The sequence below is a fragment of the Chryseobacterium sp. JM1 genome (assembly GCF_000737715.1).
Classification (GTDB): Bacteria; Bacteroidota; Bacteroidia; order Flavobacteriales; family Weeksellaceae; genus Chryseobacterium.
On sequence record NZ_JPRN01000017.1, the window covers coordinates 27,328 to 52,933 of the forward strand.

Genomic DNA, 25,606 nt, shown 5'->3' on the forward strand with positions numbered 1-25,606 from the left:
ATATTGAGAAATAATTGTTTTATGTAACTTTACCATCACTAAATTTTTAAACACATGAAAAACAAAACATTAAAATTAGCTCTGGCTTCTTTACTATTAATGAGCGTAGTTTCTTTTGCAAAAGAAATCAATCAAAACAAAAACAACACCACTACCCATAATGATGGGCCAAAAGGAAAAGGACCAATTGGTACCACTACTCCACCGGACGACACCATCGATCCTACAAAACCAGACAGACCGAGATAGCATACAACACATACAATCTTTCCTAACAGCACGGCATTTTGCCCGAAGCTATGTAGATATAAACCAATCCAGAAATCAGTTTTCTGGATTTTCTTGTTTTCAGAAAGATGTAGCCTTATTCATTGGGATCAAAGTCTTCTGCCCACTCTATAATATCCGTATTATGAGTAGAAAAAATAATGACGGCACTATCGCCTGCTTTATCATCTTTTTGAGATAAATCTGCAGAATATTTTTCACCATCCAGATAGAAATCGAAAAATGCATAACGAGATTCTTTTCCTTTGTAGTCTATAGCTTTTATTTTCACTTTCTGAGTCACTCCGTAATTTGTCAGTTGGTATTTTTCGTGATTATTGGCGGAAATGACTAATCCAAAAACGGTGGCTCCACAAAAAATAAAAAATAGGGAGAGATAACAGATATTTACCATTTGAACTTTCTTCGGACCTATAGTGTTTTTTAGAATCTGATATTTATGCTTGTCTGAAAGGGTTGAAAAACTAATATCCGCTTGGGTCGGAATCATCATTTTGGTCAGAGCGATACTTAAAAAAAGGGAGCCAATGGGAATGAGAAAAAAGGCTACTAGTCCTAAAAATCTTGCCCCGCTACCCGTCCACCAAACATTAAACCCAATAAATGCTCCTAATACAATAGTGAAGAGGCTGAGTAAGATATTTTTTATGTTTTCTTTTGACATAGCTTGTATTGAGCGGGCAAAGATATCTCTTTTAGGTAGCGGAAAAGAGAGTCATCAGAACTAAATCCTATATTATTTTCTAGCAACAACATATAAAAAAACACCTACATTACTGTAAGTGTCAATTTATTGTGGTCCCACCTGGGCTCGAACTTTTTTTATTTTTTCCTTTATTTAATGGTAGTCTAGCAATTCATGAAATTAGAGGGGAGAAAAATAGGGAATATTCTAATCTATTTCACTAATTTTAGGGGTATGTCTTACCACTTCGTCTATAGTAATAATCGTTGCCTGAAAATCTCCTTCTCTTTCTAATTTTACAGTAAGCCATTTTCCACTTATTGAAGTTACTTCCCAGTCAAGATCAAAATTACTTTGAAACTCCTTCGAGCGAAAATAAACTTCATCACCAACATTTATATCTTCAATTTTATATATACTCATAATAATTATTTTACTACAAATATAAAATTATCTTTAAAATTTGACCTATAAGTAATACTACGTCATTTTCGCTATCGAATGTGTAGAATCTCCTTTAAGAGTTAAAGCATTTTTATTAGAAAGAAGATGAGCTGCTCCAAAGAAATCATTTTCATAATTATCTATAGCTTCATCATATTTTTCCTTCATCATATTAATAACCTCTCCTCCTTCATTTCCTTCTAAAAAAAGTTTAAAACCAAAATTAGCACATTCAACAAAAGGTTTTCTGTTAAAGTCCCAAACGGTAAATTCTTCATTATATCCAATATAACAATAGCATTCATTATCTACCAAAGTTTGCCCTAAACTTTTCCCAGTCTTACATGAGCATGTATAGAAAAACGTTTTTTTAAATTTTTCAATATTTAATTTTTCAGATATATATGGAATCGTTCCTTTTTTAAGCAGTTCAGTTTCAGAACCGTGGGAATATGCTAAAAAAATAAAAGCTTTATCTGCAGGTACCGTAAAGGATATAGCGGCTTCATTTAATTGATTACTTTTAATATACTTTGCTCCACAATTAGCATCTTTTTCGATTATTTCAAGCTCCTGTAAACACTCACTAAAAAAATCGCCTAGGCAATCATCTAATTCATCAACGGCAATAATAACTTCTGTCATGAGATTTTTTCCTTATTTCTCATTATAAGTTCAATTGTAAGGGCATTTACCTTACGAACAAAATCTTTACCTACATTTGAATCTAATCGAATCTCTTTTAGTATATCTTTAAGGGTATATTGCGCAGTCTCGGTTATTAAAATCGGTTTTGTATCTTCTAATTTATTAATCATCAACCAATCTTCAATAGCAGCGTCCACTCTCATATCAATACTATTAACAGCCTCATCAATTAATTCAATTATTGATTTATAATCCGTAGTAAATTTTTCGAGCTTAAATAAATCTTTATTAATTAATATTTTAAGTTCTTCTTCAGAAAAGTCAGTAATACTATTTGCTGAAATTAAAACAATATATACTAAAGCCGTTTTTTCTCTGATTTTTTCAAAAACTTTTAGCCCTGAAATATCATCTTTATCTTTGAAATTCTTATCTAGCAAAACGACCATTTTTTTTCCGAGATTTTCAAGAACATAATTTAAACCTTCCTGAGAATGTTTAAAAAAGATTACATTTTCATCCGAATATTTATCTTTTAACATTACAATTAAAGGATAATCTTCATCCATATCATCATGGACAACAACTATTTTCGTAGAAATTAATTCCGATGTCATTTTTATTTATTAAATGGTATAGTTATTTTAAAAGTTGCTCCCGTCGGCTTAAATTCGTTCTCAACAACCTCTATATTTCCTTTTAAAGATTTAAGTATTGAACTTACTATATATAAACCAATTCCTGCTCCTCCAAACTCAGCAGTTCTAGTATTAAATAGTCCAAAAATCCATTCTTTATCATTTTCATTAATCCCCTCTCCATTATCAGAAAAATAAATAATAAAATTATCTGTATCAAGATAGCCTGTACATTTAATTTTTTTATCGTCAGTATTTTTCAAAGCTTTAAGAGAATTAGAAACTAAATTCTGGAATATGTCTTGAAAAGCCTTTTTATTAGTTTCTATAATAAAATTATCTTTTATATCTATTTCTAAAGAAACTCCTGTAGTATTAAACAGACTTTCATATTGTTTTTTAAGAAGGTCAGTAATTAATTCAGAAATATTAAACTCTTCGGTATTTCCATCAATATTTGCAAAGCTTAACATAAAATCTGTTACAGAAATTAAATTATCCATTTCTTTATAAATTGATATAGCATATAAACTATAATATTTATCAAATTTAGGATTAGGATAATTTTCTTTTATAAATTCAGCTAAGTGTTTCACTTTAGCAATAGAAGTTCTTACAGCATGGGCTATCATGGAAGCGTATTCCTGCATAGAAACTAAGCTATACAAAACCTTTTCCTTGCGCTCAACTTCCTTCTGATACCTTTTTTGCTCAGATACACTTTTATTTATTAAATTATGAGCTTCTTTAGTTCTGAATTTTAAATCAATTAATAATTTATTTATTCTATCATTTTGAACTACTTCTGCTTCGTTTGCTAAAGAATCTAATTCTTTCTCAAAGAGTTTAATATCTTTCCCTGCAACAATTAATTCATTTTCTACGGTAGACCTTTTTTGCGTTCTTTCAAAAATCTTTAAGTCTTCAAAAGCTTTTAATTGTTTTAAAATAAATTCTTTTAGTTCACTATATTCTTCATTTGCAGTAAAATCTTGGCGATTAGTAGCATCAATTATTTTTGGATTTTTTTCCTTAGTTATATCAACTACACCAATTACTTCTCTAGTACCTATTAAATCAAAAGTTCCTCTCCATCTCCTTTTATCAATCCCAAGAATATCTCTTTTTTTATCCGTATCAGCCTCGTATTCTGCAAAGGGAGTGGTTATAACACCATCTCTATAAATTTTAATACCGTCAATTCGTGTATCATCATTTCTATAAGCAGCATTATATTTTCTTTTTGCCGATTCATTAAAATAAAAAATTTTAATTTTTACGGGACCAAATTTTTGAATTGGAGTTTCTCTTTTTTCAACCTTCCCTAATTGATAATTAAAATAAAGGGTTTCCTGCGTATTTTTTAATTCATCAAATCCTATTTCGGCATGATGTGAATAGTATTTTATAGGTTCAGCTTTTACTGGCTTATTTTTATAGTCAATAAATTCATTAGAATTAATCCAAATATCAAAAGGTGGAGATACAGGATAGAATGGAGATATTAACTTTGAAAGCTCTTTATTTAATCTTTCAATATCATTTTCAGACCATTGCTCAGCAACACTTGTAATAGTTATTATAGTTCCTTGTTCATTTAAATTCCCAAGCTCATAGAAATACTCATTTTCAACTTCTGTAAATAATGACAATTGAATAGCACCATCTTTATCCGATTTTTTTGCTAAATTTTCGTATTCATCCCAATTAATCCTAACAATTAACCACTTATCCGAACCTAATTTTTTTGTTTTAATTTCAATCCTTTCGCCAAGTTTATCTACGGCAAAACGACCAATGCCCTTTTCTCCAACAAATTTTCTATTAAAGGGAGGGTCAGAATACTGCTGAGTTCTTTTACTATTTGTGCCTACAACCATCCACTTATTTTCAATATCAGAAAAAGACATTCCAATACCGTTATCTGCTATTACTATTTTGCCGTTATTATTCCTTATTGAAACATTTTCAAAAGCAACATTTACAGTAGTAGAATTAGCATCATAGCAATTCTTTACTAATTCATAAACAGCAGTAATTCTATCAGTAATAAGGTCTCTACCTAATAACCTAAAGGTATTAACATCAAATCGCCACTTTAATATTTGGTCATTCGTAGGCATAACCTAGTTTGTATAATTAATTTCGCTTAAATGCTGTTTAATACTTTTAGCTATAGCAACACCCAATTCAACAGGAACAGCATTTCCAATTTGCCTTGCAATAGCAGGAGAAGACATTGGCTTTGCAGGATCTATAAAATCATAATCCTCAGGAAAACTCTGAAACAATGCAGCTTCTCTTAAAGAAATAGCTCTATCCTGTTCAGGATGCCCAAATCTTCCATTTCCCAAGCCAATACAATATGTTGTCATTGTTGGGGCAACATCATTCCATTTCATCCTACCATAAACACTTCTAAAAGATTTACCAGATTCTTTTTTATGACATTCTAACCAAAGGCTTTCGTCCCAATCTTTCCAAGAGCCCCCCTCCTTTGTTGCTTGAATTCTTTTTTTATTCAAATCAGTTAGCTTTCTTGCTCTATGAAGCATATCATCAGGATGACAAACTCCGTCTTCTATAGCAGGTAAATGACCAATAGCATCTTTTACAGTAACATATTTACCGTTTTGAATAGTTTTATCTATCAACTTAATTTCACCTAGTCTTGACGCTAAAAGAAGAAGCCTTTTTCTTCTTTGGGCTACTCCAAAATCTTGAGCATTAACAATCGACCAAGAAACATGATAATTATTTATTTTTAAGTTTTCGACAAAATCATTGAATACTTTTCCTTTATCAAATGTAACTAATAAAGGGACATTTTCCATCGAAACTATATCAGGAAGGGTTTCTTCAATTAATTTTGCAAAAGAATATAGAAGCTTCCATTTTTCATCATTAGTTTTCAGTTTAGTTTGATTAGAGCTTCTACTATTATAGATAGAGAAAGGTTGACAAGGAGCGCAGCCAATTAAAATTTTACGTTTTGTTTTATCAAATATTTTATCTAATTGCTCACCTGTAACCTTCGTAATATCTTCATGATAAAATTTCGCATTATTATTCTTTTCAAAAGCATAACTGCAGGTATTATCAAAATCTATACCCGCATCCACCTGAAAATTCTCTTTAACAAAGCCGTGAGTTAATCCCCCAACTCCACAAAAAAGATCAACGACAGAAAAATCCTCTATATTAAGATTTTTATCCTTTAATACCATATTGATTATTACAAATTAATTTTACAAGATAACGCTTTTTTTAAACCTGCAAAAGTAAAAAATAAAACTTAACATTCTAGGTCAAAAAAAACATTCTTTTTATGGTTTTACTCACCTTCTAAGTTAAATATGTACTTCTTTAAATCAGCTAAAATTTTACTCATATCATTAGAAAAGTATCTCAAAGTAAATGTTTCTTCAAGAGAAATGACCCTTTCATAATCAGTTCTATCATCTCCACCTGTAATAATATTATAAAAAATATCATTTTCAGTAATCAAATTTTCAGCTCTCCTTATTAGAAAATTCAGTCTCGATTCAATACTTCTTTTATTTTTTGTATTAGCATTTTTATAGTCATAATAAACATCATCAAAATCATTTAATATCTTAATCAATGTTTCATAATTATTTTCTAATTCAGATTTTTCCATAATATTAGTTTTTAATTATTAAATATTTTCAAACAATAAAAATCAATTAAAATTTTTTAAAGGTCAATTTATATTAAAGTAAGTTTTAAATTGATTTTCGAGACACATCCAAGAGATTAGAAAACATATTTGACATTTACGTCAAAAAATTCGCAAAGAGGTCTACTATCTTAGTCTTATACTAATTTACGTCTAATATATATCTTATATATAAACCTCAGGAAAGTTAGTTTTTATATAAAGTAAGTCGTATCTGGTCAAAACCACCTTTTCCTTTAAAACGAAAAGACTTTACATCAAAAGAAGGCTTTTCCGTTGACAGAACAGCGGAATTAACAATTACAGAACTCGGAGATTTGGGAGCAGGATTTTTATTTAAAGGGGGAGTAAGGTTCGGTATACCCAGAAAATCAGGTATCTGCGAAAATCCTTTTATTCCTAAGAGAATAAAAATCAAAACAGTAAAATTAATTTTCATTATTTTAAATCATCATTTTGTTTATAGCATCAGCAATAAATTATTTTCTTTACAAATCTATTTCGCAAAAGCGACAAAAGTCGTCGTAACATTTATTTTTTTGCCTAATCATATCGGCAGAGGTAATTTTATACTCATATTATCTTTAACGTGAGTTTTCGGTACTTTCCAACTCTTCTACTTGCATTCCCGAATCTTCTTCAAGTCAAAAAGATGAAATCTCCTCTAAATATTCCTATTTTTCAATTCTTAGTATCATATAATCTTAGTAGGTAACATTTACTTGCTTTCCTTGCATTCGGTCTTATATCTTTTCTTTTATTATTTAAGTTAAGTATATCTTGCTTTTACTTACATTCTACTTGTGCTATTTTTCACCTTTTACGTTTAATATATATGTTATATATAAATTGAAAAACTGAAAATCAATTATTTAAATATTAAAACCAACTATATTTAAAAATAAGCCATTTTACGGAGATAATTTTACGGATTACCTCATTTTTTATCAAATAATTTTCGGGGAGAAAAAGGGGGAACTTTTTTATGACTAATTACAACGAATAATGACGAATACATTTTCATTATAGATAACAAAAAGCCCCGTAAATAGGGGCTTTATAATTTCAGAAGAAAATTTCATTCTTCACTTTCGTGGTCCCACCTGGGCTCGAACCAGGGACCACCTGATTATGAGTCAGGTGCTCTAACCAACTGAGCTATAGGACCTCAAAACTTGGTTAAATTTTGTGATTGCAAAAATAGCAAAAATTCTTTCACTACAAAACTTTTTATTGCTTTTCTTGACAAAGTTCTACCAGCACTCCATTCGTGGATTTCGGGTGCAGGAAGACAACTAATTTGTTATCAGCACCTTCTTTCGGTTCTTCGGAGATAAACTGGAATCCTTCTTTTTTTAATCTTTCTACTTCTTCCAGAATATTTTCTACACCAAAGGCCAGATGATGGATGCCTTCGCCCTTTTTATCGATAAATTTAGAGATCGGACTTTCAGGATTACTGGCTTCCAGCAGCTCAATTTTGCTTTCTCCCGTTCCGTAAAAAGAAGTAACCACTCCTTCTCTTTCCACACTTTCTTTTTTGTAGGATTCTTTTCCTAATAATTTGGCGAAAAGCTCATCAGAGACTCCTAAAGATTTTACGGCAATACCGATATGTTCTAGCTTCATAAAATACTAATAAATATAATTAAATCGTAAATTTGATACCGGAGCTGAATTTCAAAGGTATCAATTCAAACAAAAGTACTAAATTTGCATAACTTATGGAAAGTAACAGACAAAGAAAAGTAGCACAGATTATCCAGGAAGACTTCGCAGAGCTTTTCCGCAAACAGGCTTCAGAAAGCAAGCAAAGTATATTGGTATCCGTTTCAGACGTAAAAGTATCGGCAGATCTGGGTATTGCTAAAATTTATTTAAGCATTTTCCCGCAGGAATTCCGTTCCGCGGTGATGAAGGAAATTGAGGAAAACAAAGCTCAATACAGAAATTTTATCGGCCAGAAAATGGCAAAACAGGTACGTATCATTCCACAACTTAATTTTTATTTAGATACGGCTCTTGATGACGTTGAAAAATTGGAAAGAGAATTAAGAGGCGAAGGCGACAATCCTGTTTTATAAGATCTTGAAGAATATTGCATTTTACATAGCATCCAGATACCTTTTGGCAAAAAAAGGCAGTACCGCCGTGACGTTCATTACGTGGCTTTCGGTAGGTGCCATGACGGTTGCTGTGACTGCAATGTTCGTGATCATTTCAGTATTCTCAGGACTTGAAACCCTGAACAAAGACCTGATCTCCAATCTCCATGCAGACCTGACTCTGAAAAGTGCCTCAGGAAAAACGGTGAAGAATCTGGATAAAGTCACTTCTGTTTTAAACAACAACAAAGCCATCAGCAGTTTTTCCCGTGTCATTGAGGAAAAAGTTTACGTCAATTATAAAGGTAAAGGTGATATCGCTTATTTAAGAGGAGTAGATTCCGCTTATACAAGGGTCAACCCTATCGATAAAGATGTATTCTACGGAACGTATCCAAGTTTCAAATATTCCAATGAAGTATTGATGGAAACCAATCTGCACAACAGGTTATCCATTCCCATTGATTCCACCAGCAATTATGCCACGATATTCATGCCTAAGCCTGGAACCGGTATCATTAATAAAGAAGAGGACATCTATAATAAGAGAGATTTTCTTGTTACGGGCGTTTTTCCGGGGAAAGACCAGTTGGACAGTTATATCATTGCTCCTATTGAACTGACCGAGGAACTGCTTAGCTTACCAAAAAAATCAGCATACCAGATCGTTATTAAATTAAAGAATCCGGAAAATGCAGATGCAGTAAAGCAGAGTCTTCTTAATTCATTAGGGAAAAATATCGAGATAAAAACCAAGGAAGAGGAAAATGCAGCTTTCTGGAAGATGATCAATACAGAAAAAATGTTCATCTATCTGATTTTTGCACTGGTGATCTTCATTACAACCTTTAATCTTGCCGGAGCCATTATTATTCTCCAGCTTGACAAAAAAGAACAGTCAAGATCTCTTATTTCATTAGGTTTCCCGATAAGCCATTTAAGAATGACCTATTTCTACACCGGACTCCTCATTGTGATCTCAGGGGTGATTTCAGGGTTGATCATGGGAACTCTACTTTGCTATTTCCAGCTTTATACGGAATTCTTCAGAGCTAATGAATTACTTCCTTTCCCTGTCAAAATTGTCGGGAAAAATTATCTTATTGTAGCCCTCACGGCTTCTCTTTTCGGAATCATTATTTCATGGTTCTTTTCTAAGATCAGCAAAGACTATATTACTAAAAGTTAATACAGTAGATTTGAAATAAAATATACTTCATTTTCAATTTTTTGTACCTTTACGGCCCAATTTTTTTTAAATGAAACGAATTTTATCCTTTTTTCTGCTGAGCTTCGCAATTATTTTTGCATCAGCGCAAGCACCTGCCACCTACTATGATGGAACTGCAGGTTTGACCGGTGTAGCTTTAAAAAATAAGCTAAACCAAATTATCACGGATGGTCACCAGGCTAAAACCTATAACGGACTATGGACAGCTTACCAAACCACCGATCGCGACTACTTTTATGAAAACGACGGAAGTGTTTTAGATATTTATTCTGAAAACCCAACCGGCGCAGATCCATACAACTATACCATCGGTACTAACCAATGTGGGCAATACTCTGTTGAAGGCAACTGCTATAACAGAGAACATATTGTTCCTCAAAGTCTTTTTGATGAAGCTTCACCAATGGTAGCTGACGTCAACTTTATCAGAGCAACAGACGGAAAAGTAAACGGAATGAGGTCTAATTATCCTTTCGGGAAAGTAGGTCTTAACCCATCATTCACATCTCAAAACGGATCAAAATTAGGATCATCTGTATCTCCTGGATATTCAGGAATTGTATTTGAACCTATTGATGCTTTCAAAGGGGATGTGGCAAGAATGATCTTTTATTTTGTAACGAGATATCAGTCTCAGCTTGGAGGTTTTACTTCTGCAAACGGAACAGGAGGTATGCTTGGAACAACAGCATTTCCTGGACTGCAATCCTGGGAGCTTGAGCAGCTAAGAGCCTGGCATGCAGCAGATCCTGTATCACCTGCTGAAATTTCAAGAAACAATGCTACTTACGAATATCAGAGAAACAAGAATCCTTTCATTGATCATCCTGAATTTGTTGAACTCATCTGGGGATCACAGGTTCCGGATACAGAGGCTCCAACAGCAGCCACCAACCTTGTTACTCTAAACCCAACTTCAAGTACGGTATCTTTAAGCTGGACAGCTGCTACGGATAATATTGGTGTTGTAGGTTATGATGTATATGCTAACAACGTATTAAAAACAACAGTTACAGGAACTACAGCCACAGTTCAGGGGCTGACACCTTCTACTACCTATACATTCTATGTAGTTGCTAAAGATGCAGCAGGAAATCCTTCTCCTCAAAGTAATACCGCTACAGAAACTACTCTTGCAGGTCAACCTGGAGGAAATACAAGCTGTGGAATTGAGGATTTTGAAACCATCCCTGCATCGGCTTCAAATTATGCTGTAAGAACATGGACTAAAAATAGCATCACCTGGACTGCTACGGACGCAAGAACAGACCAGGCTATTACAGGGGCTACGATTCCAAATGTAGGAGGAAAAGCAATTACTATTCAGAACGGAAGTCTTAAAAGTACATCTATATCCGGAGGTATCCAAAGCCTTACTATCACTCCGCAACTTAGATTTAGCGGAGATCCTGCTGTTTTAAATCTTAAAATCAACGGAACTTTAGTGGGAACAATTCCTTACTCTGCTACTGCATCAGCAGTGACCATTAACAACATTAATGTAAGCGGAAATGTAATCATTGAAATAACCAATACTTTAGGTTCAAACAGAGTTGTCCTGGACGGACTAAGCTGGACATGTTTCAGTTCTCTGGGTACTTCAGATGTGAAAAAAGATCAATCTGAATTCACCATCTATCCTAACCCGGTAAAAAACAATGAATTATTTGTAAAAGGTGAAAACTTAAGCAAAATTTCAAAAGCTCAGATCTATGACCTTTCCGGAAAACTTATTGAAGTGATTGAAAACCCTTTCAAAAACTCTAATAAAATAAACCTTAAAGGCCTTACCAAAGGAAATTACATCCTGAAAACAGACCGTTTCTCTACAAAATTCATTGTAGAATAAACTTGAAAAATATTTGATAACAAAGACCGATTTATTCGGTCTTTTTTTTATTTTTGATGTATGGAATCCAATAAAAAATTAGGGCTGATAGGAAGAAATATTTCCTATTCCTTTTCCAAAAAATTCTTTGAAGACAAGTTTCAGAAGCTGATGCTGAAAGACTTTACCTACGATATTTTTGACCTGAATGAAATTGATGAAGTAGAGAATCTCCTTACCGATCCGGAACTTTTAGGATTCAATGTCACCATCCCATACAAGGAAAAGATTGTTGATTACCTTGACGGACTCAGCGATGAGGCTGAAAAAATTGGTGCCGTGAACTGTGTTTTGATCAGAGACGGTAAAAAAACAGGTTACAATACGGATGCTTTCGGTTTCGAAAAAACACTTCTGCTCCATAAGAAAACCTATCAGGACAAAGCTTTGATCCTTGGAAACGGAGGCGCTGCAAAAGCTGTAAAATATGTAATGGATAAACACGGAATTCCATCCATCACGGTTTCAAGAAATTCTGAGATCAATTTTGAAAACCTCGACAGCCAGACGGTTATCGACCATAAAATTATTATCCAGTGTACTCCAGTCGGTACATTCCCGAATGTGGAAGACTGCCTGGAATTCCCTTTTGACGGGATCACATCGGAACACCTGATCATTGACCTGATCTACAACCCAAACTACACTCAATTCATCATTAAAGCATCCGAAAAAGGAGCCAAAACTGTGAACGGGTATTACATGCTTGAACAGCAAGCAGAAAAAGCTTGGGAAATTTGGAATTTTCAAAAAAAATAACCTAAATTAGTACCTTAATTGGCTTTACAGCTATATATCAAAAGGATATTAACGCCACTCACATAAAAGATTTGCTATGACTACAGAAAACAATCTTTCTGAAAACGAAGAAAATAAAATTCCTAACGAAGTACCTCAGGAGGAAACGTCAGAAACGCCCGTACCTCATGGTGAAACTGCTCATGATGATGAGGCTGAACACCTTGAAGAGGATCACACTGATGATATCTCTCTGGCTGATGCTTTGAAAGAAATGGAAAAAATCATCAACACGGCCAATGCTGGTGAAAATTTCAAAAGATTCAATCAGTTAAAAGAAAAAGCAAGTCACTACATCCATGATGAAGTGGAAGACAAAAAGCATGAATATGCAGAAGGCGGAAATGCTCCTGAAAATTTCAGCTATGAGCATCCCTTACAGTCTAAACTGTCTGCCCTGATCAATATTTTCAGAGAAAAGCACGACACTTATCAGAAATCTCAGGATGAAGAGCAAAAGAAAAACCTTGATCACCGTCAGAACATCATAGAAAGACTTAAAAATCTGTACACGAATTCTGAGGCGGGAACCAACCTTTTCAAATCCATCCGTGAGATCAAAGAAGAATGGTCAAAAGCCGGACAGGTAGCAAAATCTGAATTCAAGATCCTTAACAATAATTATTTCCACCACCTGAATCAGTTTTATCAGATGCTGGATCTTAATAAAGAATTCTTAGAGCAGGAATTCAGCCACAACCTTGAGAAAAGACAGCACATCATTGCCCGCGCCAAAGAACTGGAAAGCGAGCCTGTGATTCAAAAGGCACTGAACGAACTTCAATACCTTCACAAACTTTGGAAAGAAGAAGCTGAACCGGTAGCAGAAGAATTCCGTGAAAAAACATGGGAAGAGTTTAAAGAAATTTCCAACAAGATTCACGAAAGAAAATCTGAACTTTCTGCAGCTATTGAAGGAGAGCAGAATGACAATCTGGAAAAGAAAAACCAGATCATCGCGGAAATCAAAAAACTGTCTGAGCCTGCTGAAACGCCTAATCACGGTTACTGGCAGAACTCCATCAAAAGAGTGGAAGATCTTCGTACCGAATTCCTGAAAACAGGAAGTGTTCCAAGAAAACTGTCCAACCAGAACTGGAATGATTTCAAAACAACGCTTAGAGGTTTCAACACGACAAAGAACAATTACTATAAATCTCTGAAAGGTTCTCAGCAAGCCAATCTGGAAGACAAATTAAAACTGATACAGACTGCTCAGGACAATATGAACAACGAAGAATGGGACATTGCCGTTCCGTTATTCAAAAAGCTTCAGGAAGACTGGAAAAAGATCGGGCACGTTCCAAAGAGCATGACCAATAAGATCTGGGATGAATTCCGTGATGCCTGTAATACGTTCTTCAACAATTACAGAGAGAAAAACAATGCGTCTAACGATAACTGGAAAGAGAATTACAAGCAGAAAAAAGAAATTCTCGAAGACCTGAAAACGGTTTCCAACGACGAAGGCAGCATTGAAAAAATTGAAGCCATAAAAACGGCCTGGAACAACATCGGGAAAGTACCGAGAGACAAAATCGCCATCAATACCGAATTCAACAGAACGTTGAGAGAAAAGCTGAAGTTGAATAAAATCAATGAGCTTGAACTGAAGGAAGAAGGATTAACGGAAAACCAGCTTACCGATAAAGCAAGAAAGATCAAGAGCCAAATCTCTGACCTTGAAGGCGAAATTGTAAAACTGGAAAACAACCTGGCATTCTTCAAAAACCCGTCAAAAGAAAATCCACTTCTAAGAGATACCTTCAATACCATCGACGAGAAGAAAGTACATCTTGAAACTTTAAGACAAAATCTTCACAATATTATTGCAGGAGAATAATCTGTTAAACAATATAATAAAGGCGGAGCAAAGAAATTTGTCTTCGCTTTTTCTTTTCACCCTATGAACAACGACGAATTATATATCAAAAGATGCATTGAGCTCGCCCAAAAAGCACTGGGCAAAACCTATCCCAATCCTCTTGTAGGCAGCGTGATCGTCCATGACGGAAAGATCATCGGGGAAGGTTATCACCATAAAGCCGGTGAAAATCATGCGGAGATCAATGCCATCAATTCTGTAGAAGATAAAAACCTGATTCCGGAATCTACCATCTATGTTTCCCTGGAACCCTGTGCGCATTACGGGAAAACACCTCCATGTGCTTTAAAAATTAAAGAATTAGGATTCAAAAAGGTGGTCATCGGTGCTATGGATTCTCATGATAAAGTAAACGGGAAGGGAAAGAAAATTATCCTGGATGCAGGAATAGAAGCTGTTTCCGGAGTACTGGAAAAAGAATGCATTGAATTAAACAAAAGATTTTTCACCTATCACGAAAAGAAAAGGCCGTATATCATTCTGAAATGGGCAGAATCAGGAGACGGATTTTTAGATAAGGATTTTAAACCTACTGCTATTTCAAATGCTTTGGTCAATCAGTTTGTACACCAGTTAAGAGCTGATGAACACGCCATTTTAGTCGGAACACAGACGGCTTTAAATGATAATCCAGGTTTGACCGTAAGAAATGCCGAAGGAGTGAATCCTGTACGAATTCTCATAGATTTTGACTTAAAAGTTCCCCAAGACTTTAAAATATATAATGATGAAGCACAAACGCTGGTCATCAATTCTGAAAAAGAAGGAACGGAAAACAACATAAAATTCATCAAAGTCGGAAAAGAGAATTTCCTGCCGGACCTCATGACGGCACTTTATAAGGAACAGATACAATCCGTCATTATAGAAGGCGGAAGCTATACCCTACTACAGTTTATTCATGCAGGGCTTTGGGATGAAACCATCGTCATTAAAAACGAAGGTCTGAAACTTGAAAACGGAACGAAGGCTCCTGCACTTGGTGTAAAACCTCATGATATCAAAGCTTTCAGGGACAATACCGTTTCATTCTATTTGCTTGATTTTAACGATTAAGATTATATAAATTAAAATGATTCAAACCCATTTCGACCATCAGCAATCATGAAATCGATCACAAAATCAATTTAACATAATAAAATTTTCATGAAATCATATTTCAGTTGAAATTAATTAAGTAACTTAATGGTGAATTAATTAATATGAATCCAAATCATCATTACATGAAAAATCTAAAGAAAATTTCAAGAACCGGCTTAAAAAGTATTAGCGGTGGCGCATTTGTAACCTGTACGCTACCTAACGGACAATCTACAAGATGCAGAGATAGGTGCCCGCAGGATTTTTGCGGCCCTACAAGTTATATGTGCTTAATTCCAATGGATCTTTGCGGTGATGGAATCTAGTCATTAAGTTTAATATTCAAAAAAAAAACAAGGAGCTGTCAAATAATTTGGCGGCTTCTTTCGTGATCATTGTGTAACTTATCCTACATTTTATACTTTTGCAGGTATAAAGCCGGCTGTAATGACGTTCGAATACAAAACGATAGAAAAACCCATAGAAAATACTTTATTAAAAGAAAAAGGAAGCAAGTTCATCGGATTTGCATTTCCTGTCAATAATGAAAAAGAACTGAAAAACGCACTGGAGAAAGTAAGGGAAGAACACCCAAAAGCTACCCATCATTGTTATGCTTTCAGAATGGGTCTGGAAGGGGAAAACTACCGCGCCAACGATGACGGAGAACCTTCAGGAAGTGCGGGACTCCCTATTTACAACCAGCTTTTAGCTCATGAAATCACCAATGTTCTCGTTATTTCCGTGCGTTATTATGGCGGAACAAAACTCGGCGTTTCCGGCTTGGTAAAGGCCTATAAAGAATGTGCAAAAATTACCCTGGAAGAAGCGAATATCATTACCAGAGAACTTGAAGCAGAAATCGAAATCCAGTTCAACTTCAATCAACAGAATACCATATTTACCCTGCTTTCTAAATTTGATGCGAAGGTTTTGAATTTTGACGCTAATGAAAACTGCATATTGACTGCCTCTTTAAAATTGGCCCAAAAAGAAAGCATCTCAGATAAATTATCCGAGATGCAGTATGTTACATTTGAATTTAAAGATTAATTTCTTCTTCCGCCAAGCAGTAAAGATCCCCAGTAAAGGAGCTGTGCAAGTGATCCGATGGCTGCCACCAAATAGGTTCTTGCCGCCCATTTCAGACTGTCCTGTACCCCTACAAATTCTTCCTGAGTCACCGTGCCTGTATCTTTAAGCCATTTCATCGCTCTGTTACTCGCATCGTATTCAACGGGAAGCGTTACAAAAGCGAAAAGTGTCGTCATAGCAAACATCGCTACTCCAATCGCGAGAACGGCTGTATTTCCATTCGGATCTTCAATAGATCTTGTAGCAACCATGATTCCTATACCTGCGATAAGAACAAACTGCATAAGATTAGACGTTATATTGACAACAGGAACCAGTTTTGAGCGCAGATTCAGCATTGAATACCCTACAGCATGTTGTACCGCATGACCGCATTCGTGAGCTGCTACTGCAGCCGCAGCCGCATTTCTCTGCATATAGACTCCTTCAGAAAGATTAACTGTTTTATCTGCCGGATTATAGTGATCCGTCAGCTGACCGGGAACTGAAATTACCTGTACATCATTGATCCCGTTATCTCTAAGCATCTTTTCTGCCACTTCTTTCCCCGATAGACCATTTCTGAGATGTACATTGGAGTAGTATTCAAATTTCGATTTCAATCTTGATGAAACCCACCAGCTCACCAGCATTGAAATACCGATAATGATATAATAACCCGTCATTTTATATAGATTTTTGTGTTTAAATTTTAACCATAATGATGTAAAAACTGTGCCAAAGTATTACATTTTATTATTTATATTTGTCCTCTAATTACCCTCTAATTATGTCAGAAGTTTCAGTTATTGAAGTAAAAAACCAAAGCGAATTAAAACAATTCGTAAGGTTTCCAATGGATCTTTATAAAAACAACCCCTATTACGTTCCATCTTTTATCAAAGACGAATTTAAAATCTGGGATGCCAAAGAAAATCCGGCTTTACATTATTCAAAATCCAAACAGTATCTGGCTTTAAAAGACAATAAAGTAGTTGGAAGAATCGCTGTGATCATCAATCATAAGGAGGAAAAAGAACTGGGCATTAAAAAAGTCCGTTTCGGATGGATCGATTTCATTGACGATAAAGAAGTTTCTAAAGCTCTGATTCAAAAAGCGATAGATTACGCTAAAGAACATCATATAGATAAGATAGAAGGACCCATGGGCTTCACGAATCTTGATAAGGCAGGAATGCTGACCATGGGATTTGAAAAGCTGGCCACCATGATCGGAATCTATAATCATGCATACTATCCTAAACATCTGGAGGATCTTGGACTGACCAAAGAAAAAGAATGGGTAGAATATGAGATGAATTTCCCGAAAGTTCTCCCTGAAAAAGTAGAAAAATTCAGCGGTCTGATCGCACAGAAATACAAGCTTAAGGTTCTCAACTTCAAGTCAAAACAGGAGATTTTACCATTTGTAGAACCGATGTTTAAGCTTCTGGATGAAACCTATAAACATCTTTCTACCTACACGCCTATTTCGGATGAGCAGATTCAAACGTATAGAGAAAAATATTTCCCGTTTATAGACAAAAACTACGTCATCTGCGTCGTAGATGAAAATAATGAACTTGTTTCATTTGCCATCACCATGCCTTCTTATTCAAAGGCTTTACAGAAATCTAAAGGAAAACTGTTTCCTTTCGGATGGTGGCACTTTTTACAGGCCGGAAAGAAAAACGACCGCGCCAATTTCTATCTGATCGGAATTCACCCGGAATACCAGAGACGTGGCGTTACAGCCATTATATTCAAAGAAATTTTCGTGCGTTTTACCAGTATGGGAATTGATTTTGCCGAAACTAATCCGGAACTGGAAGAAAATAAAAGCGTTCAGGTTCTGTGGCAGGATTACAATCCGGTAAACCATAAGAGAAGAAGAACCTACTCATTAATGATAAGTAATGAGTAATGAATAATCGTTGATGAGTTATTAGTGACTTATTTCAAATCTAAAACTAATAACTCATATTTTTCATCTTACAACTCGAACCCCGTATCTCTCAATCCGTAACACACATCCCCTATCCCATGAAACCACATCTCATTGTTTTCGCCGTTCTGATCGCAGCATTTATTGCCTACAACTTCTTTTTCCGGATCGAGGATGACAGATTGAACACGATAGTTAACATAATCTTAGCCAGTATTCTTTTCGGATACATATCTTTTATGGCCTATTCTCTGCTCAGAAAAATGAAGAAATAAGCACTATTTTTATTGATTCTAAATTACCGGTTTTCCCTATTTTCAACCCACTTTTAGGCTTATTAATTTCATGCTTTCTTGTTTATTCGCTAAATTTGCAAATTGAGATAATAATGCAAAAATGAATTTACCTGAAAGTTATATTCCAATCCTTCTTCAAGCAGGTGTAGCAGTGGCATTTGTAGCCGTTTCTTTGCTTGGAGCCCATTTTCTGGGACCGAAACAGAAGAAAGGAAATTCTGTGAAAAACCAAAGCTGGGAATGTGGAGTTCCTGTTGAAGGAAATGCAAGAACACCGTTTTCCATTAAATACTTCCTGACTGCGGTATTGTTCGTACTATTCGATATTGAAATCGTATTTTTTTACCCGTATGCGGTTAACTTCAGAGAATTCGGCGTTGAAGGATTCCTAGCCGTACTTACCTTCGTCGCGATCTTCTTCATGGCGTTTTTCTATGTTTGGAAACGCGGTGCATTAGATTGGGATAAATAAATTTTAACATTAAAAGATTTAATGTATTTAACGAATTTAAAGATGGATAAGTTTTTAAGTTTTTAAATGTTTGAATCTTTAAATATTTAATAAAAATGTCAGATAAAAAACCAGTAATAAGAACAGATGCACCTGCTCCCGAAGGATTTGAAGGAGAAGGGTTTTTCGCAACGAAACTGAGCAGTGTGATCGGGATGGCCAGGAAGTTTTCTCTTTGGCCTTTACCATTTGCAACCTCTTGTTGTGGTATCGAGTTTATGGCTACCCTGAACCCTACGTATGATGCTTCGAGATTTGGTATGGAAAGAAACTCTTTCTCTCCAAGACAGGCAGATATGCTGATGGTTTGCGGAACGATATCTAAAAAATTAGGACCCGTCCTAAAAGAAGTTTACACTCAGATGGCTGAGCCAAAATGGGTGGTGGCTGTTGGTGCTTGTGCATCCAGCGGTGGTATTTTTGACACGTACTCTGTATTACAGGGAATCGATAAAATTATTCCGGTAGACGTATACGTTCCGGGATGTCCTCCAAGACCGGAGCAGATCATTGAAGGTGTAATGCAGGTTCAGGCTCTTTCCGAAAGCGAAAGCATCAGAAGAAGAGATATGCCTGAATACCAGAAATTACTAGATTCTTACAACATAAGCAACTAAGGGAAATGACAAACGAATTTGTATTAGAAGCTATTACAAGAGAATTTCCGGATTCTGTGATTTCGAGTTCAGAACCTTATGGAATGCTGACGATTGAAGTGAAGAAGGAAGATATCAAAAAGATCATTCATTATTTAAGAGACTCATCACTGGAATTTAATTTCCTTACTGATATCTGCGGTATTCATTACCCTGAGTTTCCTGAAAAAGAGATCGGTGTTATCTATCATCTGCACAATATGATGGCTAATTTCAGATTACGTCTGAAGATTTTTATGTCCAGAGAAAATGTGGAAGTGGATTCTCTTGTAGAATTATTTGCCGGAGCGAACTGGATGGAAAGAGAAACTTTTGATTTCTACGGAATTAAATTCAAAGGACATCCTGATCTGAGAGCGATCCTTAATATGGAAGATCTTGGATACCATCCGATGTTGAAGGAATACCGTCTGGAAGATGGAACAAGAACAGATAAGGACGATAATATGTTCGGAAGATAAAAAGCGAATGGCCAATGGCAGCCAGCCAATAGCCGGAAGCAAATAGCTAAAGCAATCATTATGAAAGATAACTCATTATCTAATATACTTAACCAGTACGAAAGTAAGGAGCAGATTGACGGGCAGCTTTATACCCTCAATTTAGGACCTACCCACCCTGCTACCCACGGGATCTTCCAGAATATCTTAACGATGGACGGAGAAAGAATCCTTCACGCAGAGCAAACGGTAGGATACATCCACAGAGCATTTGAGAAAATTTCCGAAAGAAGAAATTATGCTCAGATCACTACCCTTACCGACCGTATGAATTACTGTTCAGCGCCTATCAATAACCTGGGTTGGCACATGACAGTAGAAAAACTGATCGGCATAGAAGTTCCAAAGCGTGTAGATTATATGCGTGTTATTTTAATGGAGCTGGCCAGAATCGGTGATCACCTGATCTGTAACGGGGTAACCGGGATGGATGCAGGAGCTATTACAGGTCTTACCTATATGTTCATCGAAAGAGAACGTATTTACGATATGTACGAGCAGATCTGCGGAGCCAGAATGACGACGAATATGGGAAGAATCGGAGGATTTGAAAGAGATTTCACCCCGAAATTCCATGAGCTATTACAGGATTTCTTAAAAACTTTCCCGGCAAGATTCAAAGAATTCGGAACTTTACTGGAAAGAAACAGAATCTTTATGGACAGAACCATTGGTGCAGGAGCAATCTCTGCAGAAAGAGCATTAAGCTATGGTTTTACAGGTCCTAACTTACGTGCAGCCGGAGTAGATTATGACGTAAGAGTTGCACAACCTTACTCTTCTTATGAGGATTTCGACTTTATCATTCCTGTAGGAACTGCAGGTGATACGTACGACCGTTTCATGGTTCGTCAGCAGGAAATCTGGGAATCACTGAAAATCATCAAACAAGCATACGAAAATCTTCCTGAAGGACCATTCCACGCGGATGTTCCTGATTTCTATCTTCCTGAAAAGGCAGATGTTTACAAGAAAATGGAAGCGTTGATCTACCATTTCAAAATCGTTATGGGAGAAACTGAAGTGCCTAAAGGAGAAGTTTACCATGCTGTAGAAGGTGGAAACGGAGAATTAGGATTCTATTTGGTGAGCGACGGAGGAAGAAGCCCTTACAGACTTCACTTCAGAAGACCATGTTTCATCTACTATCAGGCATATCCTGAAATGATCACAGGTTCTGTAATTTCAGACGCGATCGTTACCATGTGTAGTATGAACATTATTGCGGGAGAATTAGACGCATAAAAAATGTAAAAAGTACAATGTAGGATGTACAATGTACTTGAAAATATAAATAGATAATAAATACTTTGTACTTTGTACAATGTACATTTTACAACAAAATAAAATGAGCGAAACAATAGCTTTTAAACCGGAAAGTTTAGAACAGGTACACAAAATTATCGCAAGATACCCTGAGGGAAGACAAAAGTCTGCTCTTCTTCCTGTACTTCACTTAGCACAGAAAGAATTCGGAGGATGGTTAGACGTTCCTGTGATGGATTATGTTGCTGAATTATTAAGTATTAAGCCAATTGAAGTATATGAAGTAGCTACTTTTTATACCATGTTCAATATGAAGCCGGTTGGTAAATATGTTTTGGAAGTATGCAGAACCGGACCCTGTATGGTGTGCGGAAGCGAGAAAATCCTTGATCATATCAGAACCAAGCTGAACATTAAGGACGGAGAAACTACCGAAGACGGAATGTTTACCCTGAAACCTGCTGAATGTCTTGGAGCTTGCGGATACGCACCAATGCTTCAGCTGGGGAAATTCTTTCATGAAAATTTAACGATAGAAAAAGTAGACGAAATCCTTGATCTTTGCAGACAGGGACAAGTTGCTTTGGACTAAATAAATATTTTAAATTCTAAATTTTAGATTTTAAATTATTCACTAAGTTTTAATAATTAAATGCAAAAAGCCAAAAGCCAATTGCAACAAGCAAATAACAATGAGTAAAAAACTTTTACTTAAAGACGCACATATAGAAGGCATTCGCTACTTTGAAACTTACCGTAAACAGGGAGGTTACACCGCAGCTGAAAAAGCCTTGAAAATGACACCTGACGAAATTCTTGAAGAAGTTAAAACTTCAGGACTTCGTGGACGTGGTGGAGCTGGATTCCCGACAGGGATGAAATGGAGCTTTCTGGCAAAACCTGAAGGCGTTCCAAGACACCTGGTTGTGAATGCCGATGAATCTGAGCCTGGAACTTTCAAGGACAGATATCTGATGGAATTCCTTCCTCATTTATTGATTGAGGGAATGTTGATCTCATCTTTTGTTTTAGGTTCAAATGTTTCTTATATCTACATCCGTGGAGAATATTCATGGATCCCGGATATTTTGGAAGAAGCTATTGAAGAAGCTAAAGCAGCAGGATTTTTAGGTAAAAACATCTTAGGAACAGGTTACGATCTGGAAATTTATGTTCAAAGAGGTGGTGGAGCTTATATCTGTGGTGAAGAAACGGCATTGCTTGAATCCCTTGAAGGAAAAAGAGGAAATCCAAGATTAAAACCACCATTCCCGGCTGTAAAAGGACTTTGGGAAAGACCAACAGTAGTAAACAACGTGGAATCTATCGCAGCTATCGTTCCGATCATTGATATGGGAGGAGCTGAATATGCTAAAATCGGGGTAGGAAGATCTACAGGAACGAAATTGATTTCGGCTTGTGGAAACATCAACAAACCCGGAGTTTACGAAATCGATATGACCATTACGGTTGAGGAATTCATTTATTCTGATGAATACTGCGGTGGAATTAAAGACGGGAAAAAATTAAAAGCTTGTATCCCTGGAGGAAGTTCTGTTCCGATTGTTCCTGCTAATTTATTATTAAGAACGGTAAACGGAGAGCCAAGATATATGAACTATGAATCATTGGCAGACGGTGGTTTTGCTACCGGAACCATGATGGGTTCAGGTGGTTTCATTGTTTTGGATGAAGACCAGTGTATCGTAGAACATACCATGACTTTAGCGAGATTTTATCATCACGAGAGCTGTGGACAATGTACCCCTTGCCGTGAAGGAACGGGATGGATGCATAAGATCTTAAAAAAGATAGAAAAAGGAGAAGGAAAAATGGAAGACATCGACCTTCTTTGGGATATACAGAGAAAAATTGAAGGAAATACCATCTGTCCATTAGGAGATGCAGCGGCCTGGCCTGTTGCAGCAGCAATCCGTCACTTCAGAGACGAGTTCGAATGGCACGTGAAAAACCCTGAATTATCTCAGACACAAAATTATGGATTGGCACATTATGCTGATCCTATTCCTGCTGTTGAAAAAAATGCATAACTGAAATGAAGAAGTTATTAGTTGTTGGTATAATGATGTCGGGGTTTGCTTTCGGGCAAGTTAAAAAAGATACATTAGACAAGGAATATAAACTGGAGGTAACTCCATACAAAGCTGAAAAGAAAGAAAAACCCTTACCATTGAGTAAAAAAGGTCAGGTATTTGTTTTCTACGGATGGAACAGAGGCGCTTTCAGCAATTCTGATATCCATTTCACAGGAAACGGCTACGATTTTCAGTTGAATAATGTACAGGCAAGGGATAAACCTACCAAGTTCGGAATCGTTTATATCGATCCAAGCTGGTTTACTGTAACGCAGTATAACTTCAGAATCGGATATTTTATAAAGGATAATCTGGCGCTTGTTTTAGGGATAGATCATATGAAATATGTGATGAAACAAGACCAGACGGCTAATTTTTCAGGAACAATTTCAGATCCGAAATATGCAGCAATGGTACAGAACGGACAGGTTAATTTAGCCGACAGCCAGTTCCTTACTTTCGAGCATACAGACGGATTGAATTATGAAAATTTAGGTCTTGAGAAATACAAAAATCTTATTCATAAGAAAAATATAGATTTAGTATGGTCTTATGGAGCAGGAATCGGGGTGATGTTTCCAAAAAGTAATATCAAGCTTTTCGGAAATGAAAGAAGTGACCGTTTTCACGTTGCAGGTATGGGAACCGACCTTAGAACCAGCCTTAACATGGTTTTCTGGAAAAACTGGATGATCAGAGCAGAGGCTAAAGCCGGTTATATCAATATGTGGGACATCAAGACTACATTGAATAACAAGCCGGATAAAGCACGTCAGGATTTTGTTTTCGGGCAGGTTCTGGCAGGAGTCGGGTATACATTTAACACGAAGAAGTATAATTAAAAGTGAATCAACATATTCAAAATATTGAAATTTCCAATTTTAAGTCTATAAAAGATTTGAAAATTGATGGTTGCAAAAAAATAAACATTTTTGCGGGTAAACCGAATGCTGGAAAGAGTAATATTTTAGAGGCAATCTCAATGTTAAGACTTGATATTATTGAAGATGATTTCAGAGAATATCTAAGGTTTAAAAACTATGATGATTTAACCTATTTTGGTAATATAGAAAATAATATAAATATAACTTCCAATTTAGGTTTTATAGATTTTGAAGCGTTTGAATTATTTGGAATCTCATATTTGATTGGTAACAAAGAAAATATGTTTAAAATTAATATTGATGACGAGAATTACATAAATATTTTTCATGGTGAAGAAAGAGGATTTCCTAAAAACTATAAACCTTTTGATTACAATATTCTTTTATATAAGCATAAAGAATACATCAATAAAAAATTCTTTTATAATAAAAGGTTAAATGTTTTTGGGAGAAATTTAGGAGAAATAATTTATAAAGAATCGACCTTAAATCAAAAAAAATTATTTGATACTATTGCTAAATTAGTGCCGGAAAATTTTAAGATAAAAATAGATTCTAATAATTATGAATTAACTGTCTCAAAAGAAATTACACCATTTGTAGAATATTCACTCCCCTATTCTATGATTGCTGAAACTTTACAAAGATTAATTTTTTACAAAGCTGCAATTATCACTAATAATGATTCCGTTTTACTCTTTGAAGAACCTGAAGCACATTGTTTTGAACCGTATATTTTAGAATTTACTAATGAAGTAAAGTACAATGAAAACAACAATCAATTTTTCATGGTTACTCACAGCGATTTTATAATACAGGAATTCTTAAGAGACGAGGAAAGTAAAGATAATTTACAGATTTATTTAGTTAATAATGTTGATGGAAAAACAGAAGTCAAAAAATTAGATAAACTAAATAATGATGAAGTTTATGAATATGGAATGAACGTGTTTTTTAATTTTGATAATCTTTGGGAAAATAATTAAAG

At 35.4% G+C, this 25,606-nt stretch carries 29 protein-coding genes and 1 tRNA gene; 19 read left to right on the forward strand and 11 right to left on the reverse strand.

From position 1 onward, the window contains the following. The first annotated feature begins 54 nt into the window (after positions 1-54). Positions 55-249, forward strand: a complete 195-nt coding sequence (locus IW22_RS20760) for a hypothetical protein (RefSeq protein ID WP_034730637.1) — start codon at positions 55-57, stop codon at positions 247-249. A gap of 115 nt (positions 250-364) precedes the next feature. Here the strand turns inward: IW22_RS20760 and IW22_RS20765 are convergent, their stop codons facing one another. The 10 genes from IW22_RS20765 to mce all read right to left on the reverse strand — a co-directional run bounded on the left by IW22_RS20765 (position 365) and on the right by mce (position 8,032). Beyond that, positions 365-952: a hypothetical protein gene (locus IW22_RS20765; protein WP_034730638.1), complete on the reverse strand. Its 588-nt coding sequence runs from the start codon at positions 950-952 to the stop codon at positions 365-367. Positions 953-1,180: 228 nt separating this feature from the next. Beyond that, complete coding sequence (locus IW22_RS20770) at positions 1,181-1,396, reverse strand: hypothetical protein (RefSeq protein ID WP_034730639.1); 216 nt, start codon at positions 1,394-1,396, stop codon at positions 1,181-1,183. A 57-nt stretch (positions 1,397-1,453) separates the two neighbouring features. Continuing rightward, positions 1,454-2,062 (reverse strand): hypothetical protein, encoded by a 609-nt coding sequence (locus IW22_RS20775; protein ID WP_034730641.1) that lies wholly within the window; start codon positions 2,060-2,062, stop codon positions 1,454-1,456. Continuing rightward, the gene (locus IW22_RS20780; RefSeq protein ID WP_034730644.1) at positions 2,059-2,682 is read right to left on the reverse strand and encodes a hypothetical protein; all 624 of its coding nucleotides are present in this window, start codon (positions 2,680-2,682) and stop codon (positions 2,059-2,061) included. Before IW22_RS20780 ends, IW22_RS20775 begins: the two co-directional genes overlap by 4 nt. A 2-nt stretch (positions 2,683-2,684) precedes the next feature. Beyond that, positions 2,685-4,826: a sensor histidine kinase gene (locus IW22_RS20785; RefSeq protein ID WP_034730647.1), complete on the reverse strand. Its 2,142-nt coding sequence runs from the start codon at positions 4,824-4,826 to the stop codon at positions 2,685-2,687. 3 nt (positions 4,827-4,829) lie between these two features. Further along, positions 4,830-5,930, reverse strand: a complete 1,101-nt coding sequence (locus IW22_RS20790) for a DNA cytosine methyltransferase (protein WP_051891338.1) — start codon at positions 5,928-5,930, stop codon at positions 4,830-4,832. Positions 5,931-6,037: 107 nt separating this feature from the next. After that, positions 6,038-6,364: a hypothetical protein gene (locus tag IW22_RS20795; protein ID WP_034730663.1), complete on the reverse strand. Its 327-nt coding sequence runs from the start codon at positions 6,362-6,364 to the stop codon at positions 6,038-6,040. Between the two features lie 226 nt (positions 6,365-6,590). Then, on the reverse strand, positions 6,591-6,842 hold the full coding sequence (locus IW22_RS20800; RefSeq protein WP_034730666.1) for a hypothetical protein: 252 nt from the start codon (positions 6,840-6,842) through the stop codon (positions 6,591-6,593). 655 nt (positions 6,843-7,497) lie between these two features. Next, positions 7,498-7,571: transfer RNA gene (locus IW22_RS20805), tRNA-Ile, on the reverse strand. A 62-nt stretch (positions 7,572-7,633) separates the two neighbouring features. Next, positions 7,634-8,032: a methylmalonyl-CoA epimerase gene (gene mce, locus IW22_RS20810; protein ID WP_034730671.1), complete on the reverse strand. Its 399-nt coding sequence runs from the start codon at positions 8,030-8,032 to the stop codon at positions 7,634-7,636. Between the two features lie 95 nt (positions 8,033-8,127). Between mce and rbfA the strand changes: the two genes are divergently transcribed. From rbfA to IW22_RS20845, 8 genes are all read left to right on the forward strand, one after another. After that, positions 8,128-8,487: a 30S ribosome-binding factor RbfA gene (rbfA, locus tag IW22_RS20815; protein WP_034730673.1), complete on the forward strand. Its 360-nt coding sequence runs from the start codon at positions 8,128-8,130 to the stop codon at positions 8,485-8,487. A gap of 4 nt (positions 8,488-8,491) precedes the next feature. Beyond that, positions 8,492-9,697, forward strand: a complete 1,206-nt coding sequence (locus IW22_RS20820; RefSeq protein WP_034730675.1) for an ABC transporter permease — start codon at positions 8,492-8,494, stop codon at positions 9,695-9,697. 70 nt (positions 9,698-9,767) lie between these two features. Further along, positions 9,768-11,588 carry an endonuclease gene (locus IW22_RS20825; RefSeq protein WP_034730679.1) on the forward strand — a complete coding sequence of 607 codons (1,821 nt, stop codon included), beginning with the start codon at positions 9,768-9,770 and terminating at the stop codon, positions 11,586-11,588. Positions 11,589-11,648: 60 nt separating this feature from the next. Further along, complete coding sequence (locus tag IW22_RS20830; protein WP_034730681.1) at positions 11,649-12,386, forward strand: shikimate dehydrogenase family protein; 738 nt, start codon at positions 11,649-11,651, stop codon at positions 12,384-12,386. Positions 12,387-12,462: 76 nt separating this feature from the next. Next, complete coding sequence (locus tag IW22_RS20835) at positions 12,463-14,268, forward strand: DUF349 domain-containing protein (protein WP_034730685.1); 1,806 nt, start codon at positions 12,463-12,465, stop codon at positions 14,266-14,268. 63 nt (positions 14,269-14,331) lie between these two features. After that, entirely contained in the window at positions 14,332-15,366 is a 1,035-nt protein-coding gene (gene ribD, locus IW22_RS20840; protein WP_034730687.1) for a bifunctional diaminohydroxyphosphoribosylaminopyrimidine deaminase/5-amino-6-(5-phosphoribosylamino)uracil reductase RibD, read from the forward strand. A gap of 167 nt (positions 15,367-15,533) precedes the next feature. Next, positions 15,534-15,716 (forward strand): bacteriocin-like protein, encoded by a 183-nt coding sequence (locus IW22_RS24830; RefSeq protein ID WP_410492869.1) that lies wholly within the window; start codon positions 15,534-15,536, stop codon positions 15,714-15,716. 121 nt (positions 15,717-15,837) lie between these two features. Next, the gene (locus IW22_RS20845) at positions 15,838-16,443 is read left to right on the forward strand and encodes an IMPACT family protein (protein WP_034730690.1); all 606 of its coding nucleotides are present in this window, start codon (positions 15,838-15,840) and stop codon (positions 16,441-16,443) included. On the opposite strand, the gene IW22_RS20850 is transcribed toward IW22_RS20845, so the two are convergent. Continuing rightward, entirely contained in the window at positions 16,440-17,150 is a 711-nt protein-coding gene (locus tag IW22_RS20850; protein WP_034730692.1) for a zinc metallopeptidase, read from the reverse strand. The genes IW22_RS20845 and IW22_RS20850 overlap by 4 nt on opposite strands. Positions 17,151-17,254: 104 nt before the next feature. On the opposite strand from IW22_RS20850, the gene IW22_RS20855 reads away from it, so the two are divergent. From IW22_RS20855 to IW22_RS20895, 10 genes are all read left to right on the forward strand, one after another. Then, complete coding sequence (locus IW22_RS20855; protein WP_034730694.1) at positions 17,255-18,388, forward strand: GNAT family N-acetyltransferase; 1,134 nt, start codon at positions 17,255-17,257, stop codon at positions 18,386-18,388. A gap of 119 nt (positions 18,389-18,507) precedes the next feature. After that, the gene (locus tag IW22_RS24510) at positions 18,508-18,684 is read left to right on the forward strand and encodes a hypothetical protein (protein WP_165571917.1); all 177 of its coding nucleotides are present in this window, start codon (positions 18,508-18,510) and stop codon (positions 18,682-18,684) included. 121 nt (positions 18,685-18,805) lie between these two features. Continuing rightward, on the forward strand, positions 18,806-19,177 hold the full coding sequence (locus IW22_RS20860) for an NADH-quinone oxidoreductase subunit A (protein ID WP_034730696.1): 372 nt from the start codon (positions 18,806-18,808) through the stop codon (positions 19,175-19,177). Positions 19,178-19,272: 95 nt separating this feature from the next. Continuing rightward, positions 19,273-19,833 carry an NADH-quinone oxidoreductase subunit B gene (locus IW22_RS20865; protein ID WP_034730699.1) on the forward strand — a complete coding sequence of 187 codons (561 nt, stop codon included), beginning with the start codon at positions 19,273-19,275 and terminating at the stop codon, positions 19,831-19,833. 5 nt (positions 19,834-19,838) lie between these two features. Then, positions 19,839-20,333: an NADH-quinone oxidoreductase subunit C gene (locus tag IW22_RS20870; RefSeq protein WP_034730701.1), complete on the forward strand. Its 495-nt coding sequence runs from the start codon at positions 19,839-19,841 to the stop codon at positions 20,331-20,333. Between the two features lie 60 nt (positions 20,334-20,393). Continuing rightward, positions 20,394-21,617 (forward strand): NADH dehydrogenase (quinone) subunit D, encoded by a 1,224-nt coding sequence (nuoD, locus tag IW22_RS20875; protein ID WP_034730704.1) that lies wholly within the window; start codon positions 20,394-20,396, stop codon positions 21,615-21,617. A gap of 103 nt (positions 21,618-21,720) precedes the next feature. Then, positions 21,721-22,230: a complex I 24 kDa subunit family protein gene (gene nuoE, locus IW22_RS20880; protein WP_034703555.1), complete on the forward strand. Its 510-nt coding sequence runs from the start codon at positions 21,721-21,723 to the stop codon at positions 22,228-22,230. A gap of 100 nt (positions 22,231-22,330) precedes the next feature. Continuing rightward, positions 22,331-23,689, forward strand: a complete 1,359-nt coding sequence (gene nuoF / locus IW22_RS20885; RefSeq protein ID WP_034730706.1) for an NADH-quinone oxidoreductase subunit NuoF — start codon at positions 22,331-22,333, stop codon at positions 23,687-23,689. A 5-nt stretch (positions 23,690-23,694) separates the two neighbouring features. Then, entirely contained in the window at positions 23,695-24,576 is an 882-nt protein-coding gene (locus IW22_RS20890; RefSeq protein ID WP_034730709.1) for a hypothetical protein, read from the forward strand. Between the two features lie 2 nt (positions 24,577-24,578). Continuing rightward, entirely contained in the window at positions 24,579-25,604 is a 1,026-nt protein-coding gene (locus IW22_RS20895; protein ID WP_034730712.1) for an AAA family ATPase, read from the forward strand. The last annotated feature ends 2 nt before the right edge of the window (positions 25,605-25,606 follow it).

Bases quoted from the DNA above. Each gene is read 5' to 3' on its own strand.
- IW22_RS20760 (WP_034730637.1), top strand. From the start codon at position 55: ATGAAAAACAAAACATTAAAATTAGCTCTGGCTTCTTTACTATTAATG.
- IW22_RS20765 (WP_034730638.1), bottom strand. From the start codon at position 952: ATGTCAAAAGAAAACATAAAAAATATCTTACTCAGCCTCTTCACTATT.
- IW22_RS20770 (WP_034730639.1), bottom strand. From the start codon at position 1,396: ATGAGTATATATAAAATTGAAGATATAAATGTTGGTGATGAAGTTTAT.
- IW22_RS20775 (WP_034730641.1), bottom strand. From the start codon at position 2,062: ATGACAGAAGTTATTATTGCCGTTGATGAATTAGATGATTGCCTAGGC.
- IW22_RS20780 (WP_034730644.1), bottom strand. From the start codon at position 2,682: ATGACATCGGAATTAATTTCTACGAAAATAGTTGTTGTCCATGATGAT.
- IW22_RS20785 (WP_034730647.1), bottom strand. From the start codon at position 4,826: ATGCCTACGAATGACCAAATATTAAAGTGGCGATTTGATGTTAATACC.
- IW22_RS20790 (WP_051891338.1), bottom strand. From the start codon at position 5,930: ATGGTATTAAAGGATAAAAATCTTAATATAGAGGATTTTTCTGTCGTT.
- IW22_RS20795 (WP_034730663.1), bottom strand. From the start codon at position 6,364: ATGGAAAAATCTGAATTAGAAAATAATTATGAAACATTGATTAAGATA.
- IW22_RS20800 (WP_034730666.1), bottom strand. From the start codon at position 6,842: ATGAAAATTAATTTTACTGTTTTGATTTTTATTCTCTTAGGAATAAAA.
- mce (WP_034730671.1), bottom strand. From the start codon at position 8,032: ATGAAGCTAGAACATATCGGTATTGCCGTAAAATCTTTAGGAGTCTCT.
- rbfA (WP_034730673.1), top strand. From the start codon at position 8,128: ATGGAAAGTAACAGACAAAGAAAAGTAGCACAGATTATCCAGGAAGAC.
- IW22_RS20825 (WP_034730679.1), top strand. From the start codon at position 9,768: ATGAAACGAATTTTATCCTTTTTTCTGCTGAGCTTCGCAATTATTTTT.
- IW22_RS20830 (WP_034730681.1), top strand. From the start codon at position 11,649: ATGGAATCCAATAAAAAATTAGGGCTGATAGGAAGAAATATTTCCTAT.
- IW22_RS20835 (WP_034730685.1), top strand. From the start codon at position 12,463: ATGACTACAGAAAACAATCTTTCTGAAAACGAAGAAAATAAAATTCCT.
- ribD (WP_034730687.1), top strand. From the start codon at position 14,332: ATGAACAACGACGAATTATATATCAAAAGATGCATTGAGCTCGCCCAA.
- IW22_RS24830 (WP_410492869.1), top strand. From the start codon at position 15,534: ATGAAAAATCTAAAGAAAATTTCAAGAACCGGCTTAAAAAGTATTAGC.
- IW22_RS20845 (WP_034730690.1), top strand. From the start codon at position 15,838: ATGACGTTCGAATACAAAACGATAGAAAAACCCATAGAAAATACTTTA.
- IW22_RS20850 (WP_034730692.1), bottom strand. From the start codon at position 17,150: ATGACGGGTTATTATATCATTATCGGTATTTCAATGCTGGTGAGCTGG.
- IW22_RS20855 (WP_034730694.1), top strand. From the start codon at position 17,255: ATGTCAGAAGTTTCAGTTATTGAAGTAAAAAACCAAAGCGAATTAAAA.
- IW22_RS24510 (WP_165571917.1), top strand. From the start codon at position 18,508: ATGAAACCACATCTCATTGTTTTCGCCGTTCTGATCGCAGCATTTATT.
- IW22_RS20860 (WP_034730696.1), top strand. From the start codon at position 18,806: ATGAATTTACCTGAAAGTTATATTCCAATCCTTCTTCAAGCAGGTGTA.
- IW22_RS20865 (WP_034730699.1), top strand. From the start codon at position 19,273: ATGTCAGATAAAAAACCAGTAATAAGAACAGATGCACCTGCTCCCGAA.
- IW22_RS20870 (WP_034730701.1), top strand. From the start codon at position 19,839: ATGACAAACGAATTTGTATTAGAAGCTATTACAAGAGAATTTCCGGAT.
- nuoD (WP_034730704.1), top strand. From the start codon at position 20,394: ATGAAAGATAACTCATTATCTAATATACTTAACCAGTACGAAAGTAAG.
- nuoE (WP_034703555.1), top strand. From the start codon at position 21,721: ATGAGCGAAACAATAGCTTTTAAACCGGAAAGTTTAGAACAGGTACAC.
- nuoF (WP_034730706.1), top strand. From the start codon at position 22,331: ATGAGTAAAAAACTTTTACTTAAAGACGCACATATAGAAGGCATTCGC.
- IW22_RS20890 (WP_034730709.1), top strand. From the start codon at position 23,695: ATGAAGAAGTTATTAGTTGTTGGTATAATGATGTCGGGGTTTGCTTTC.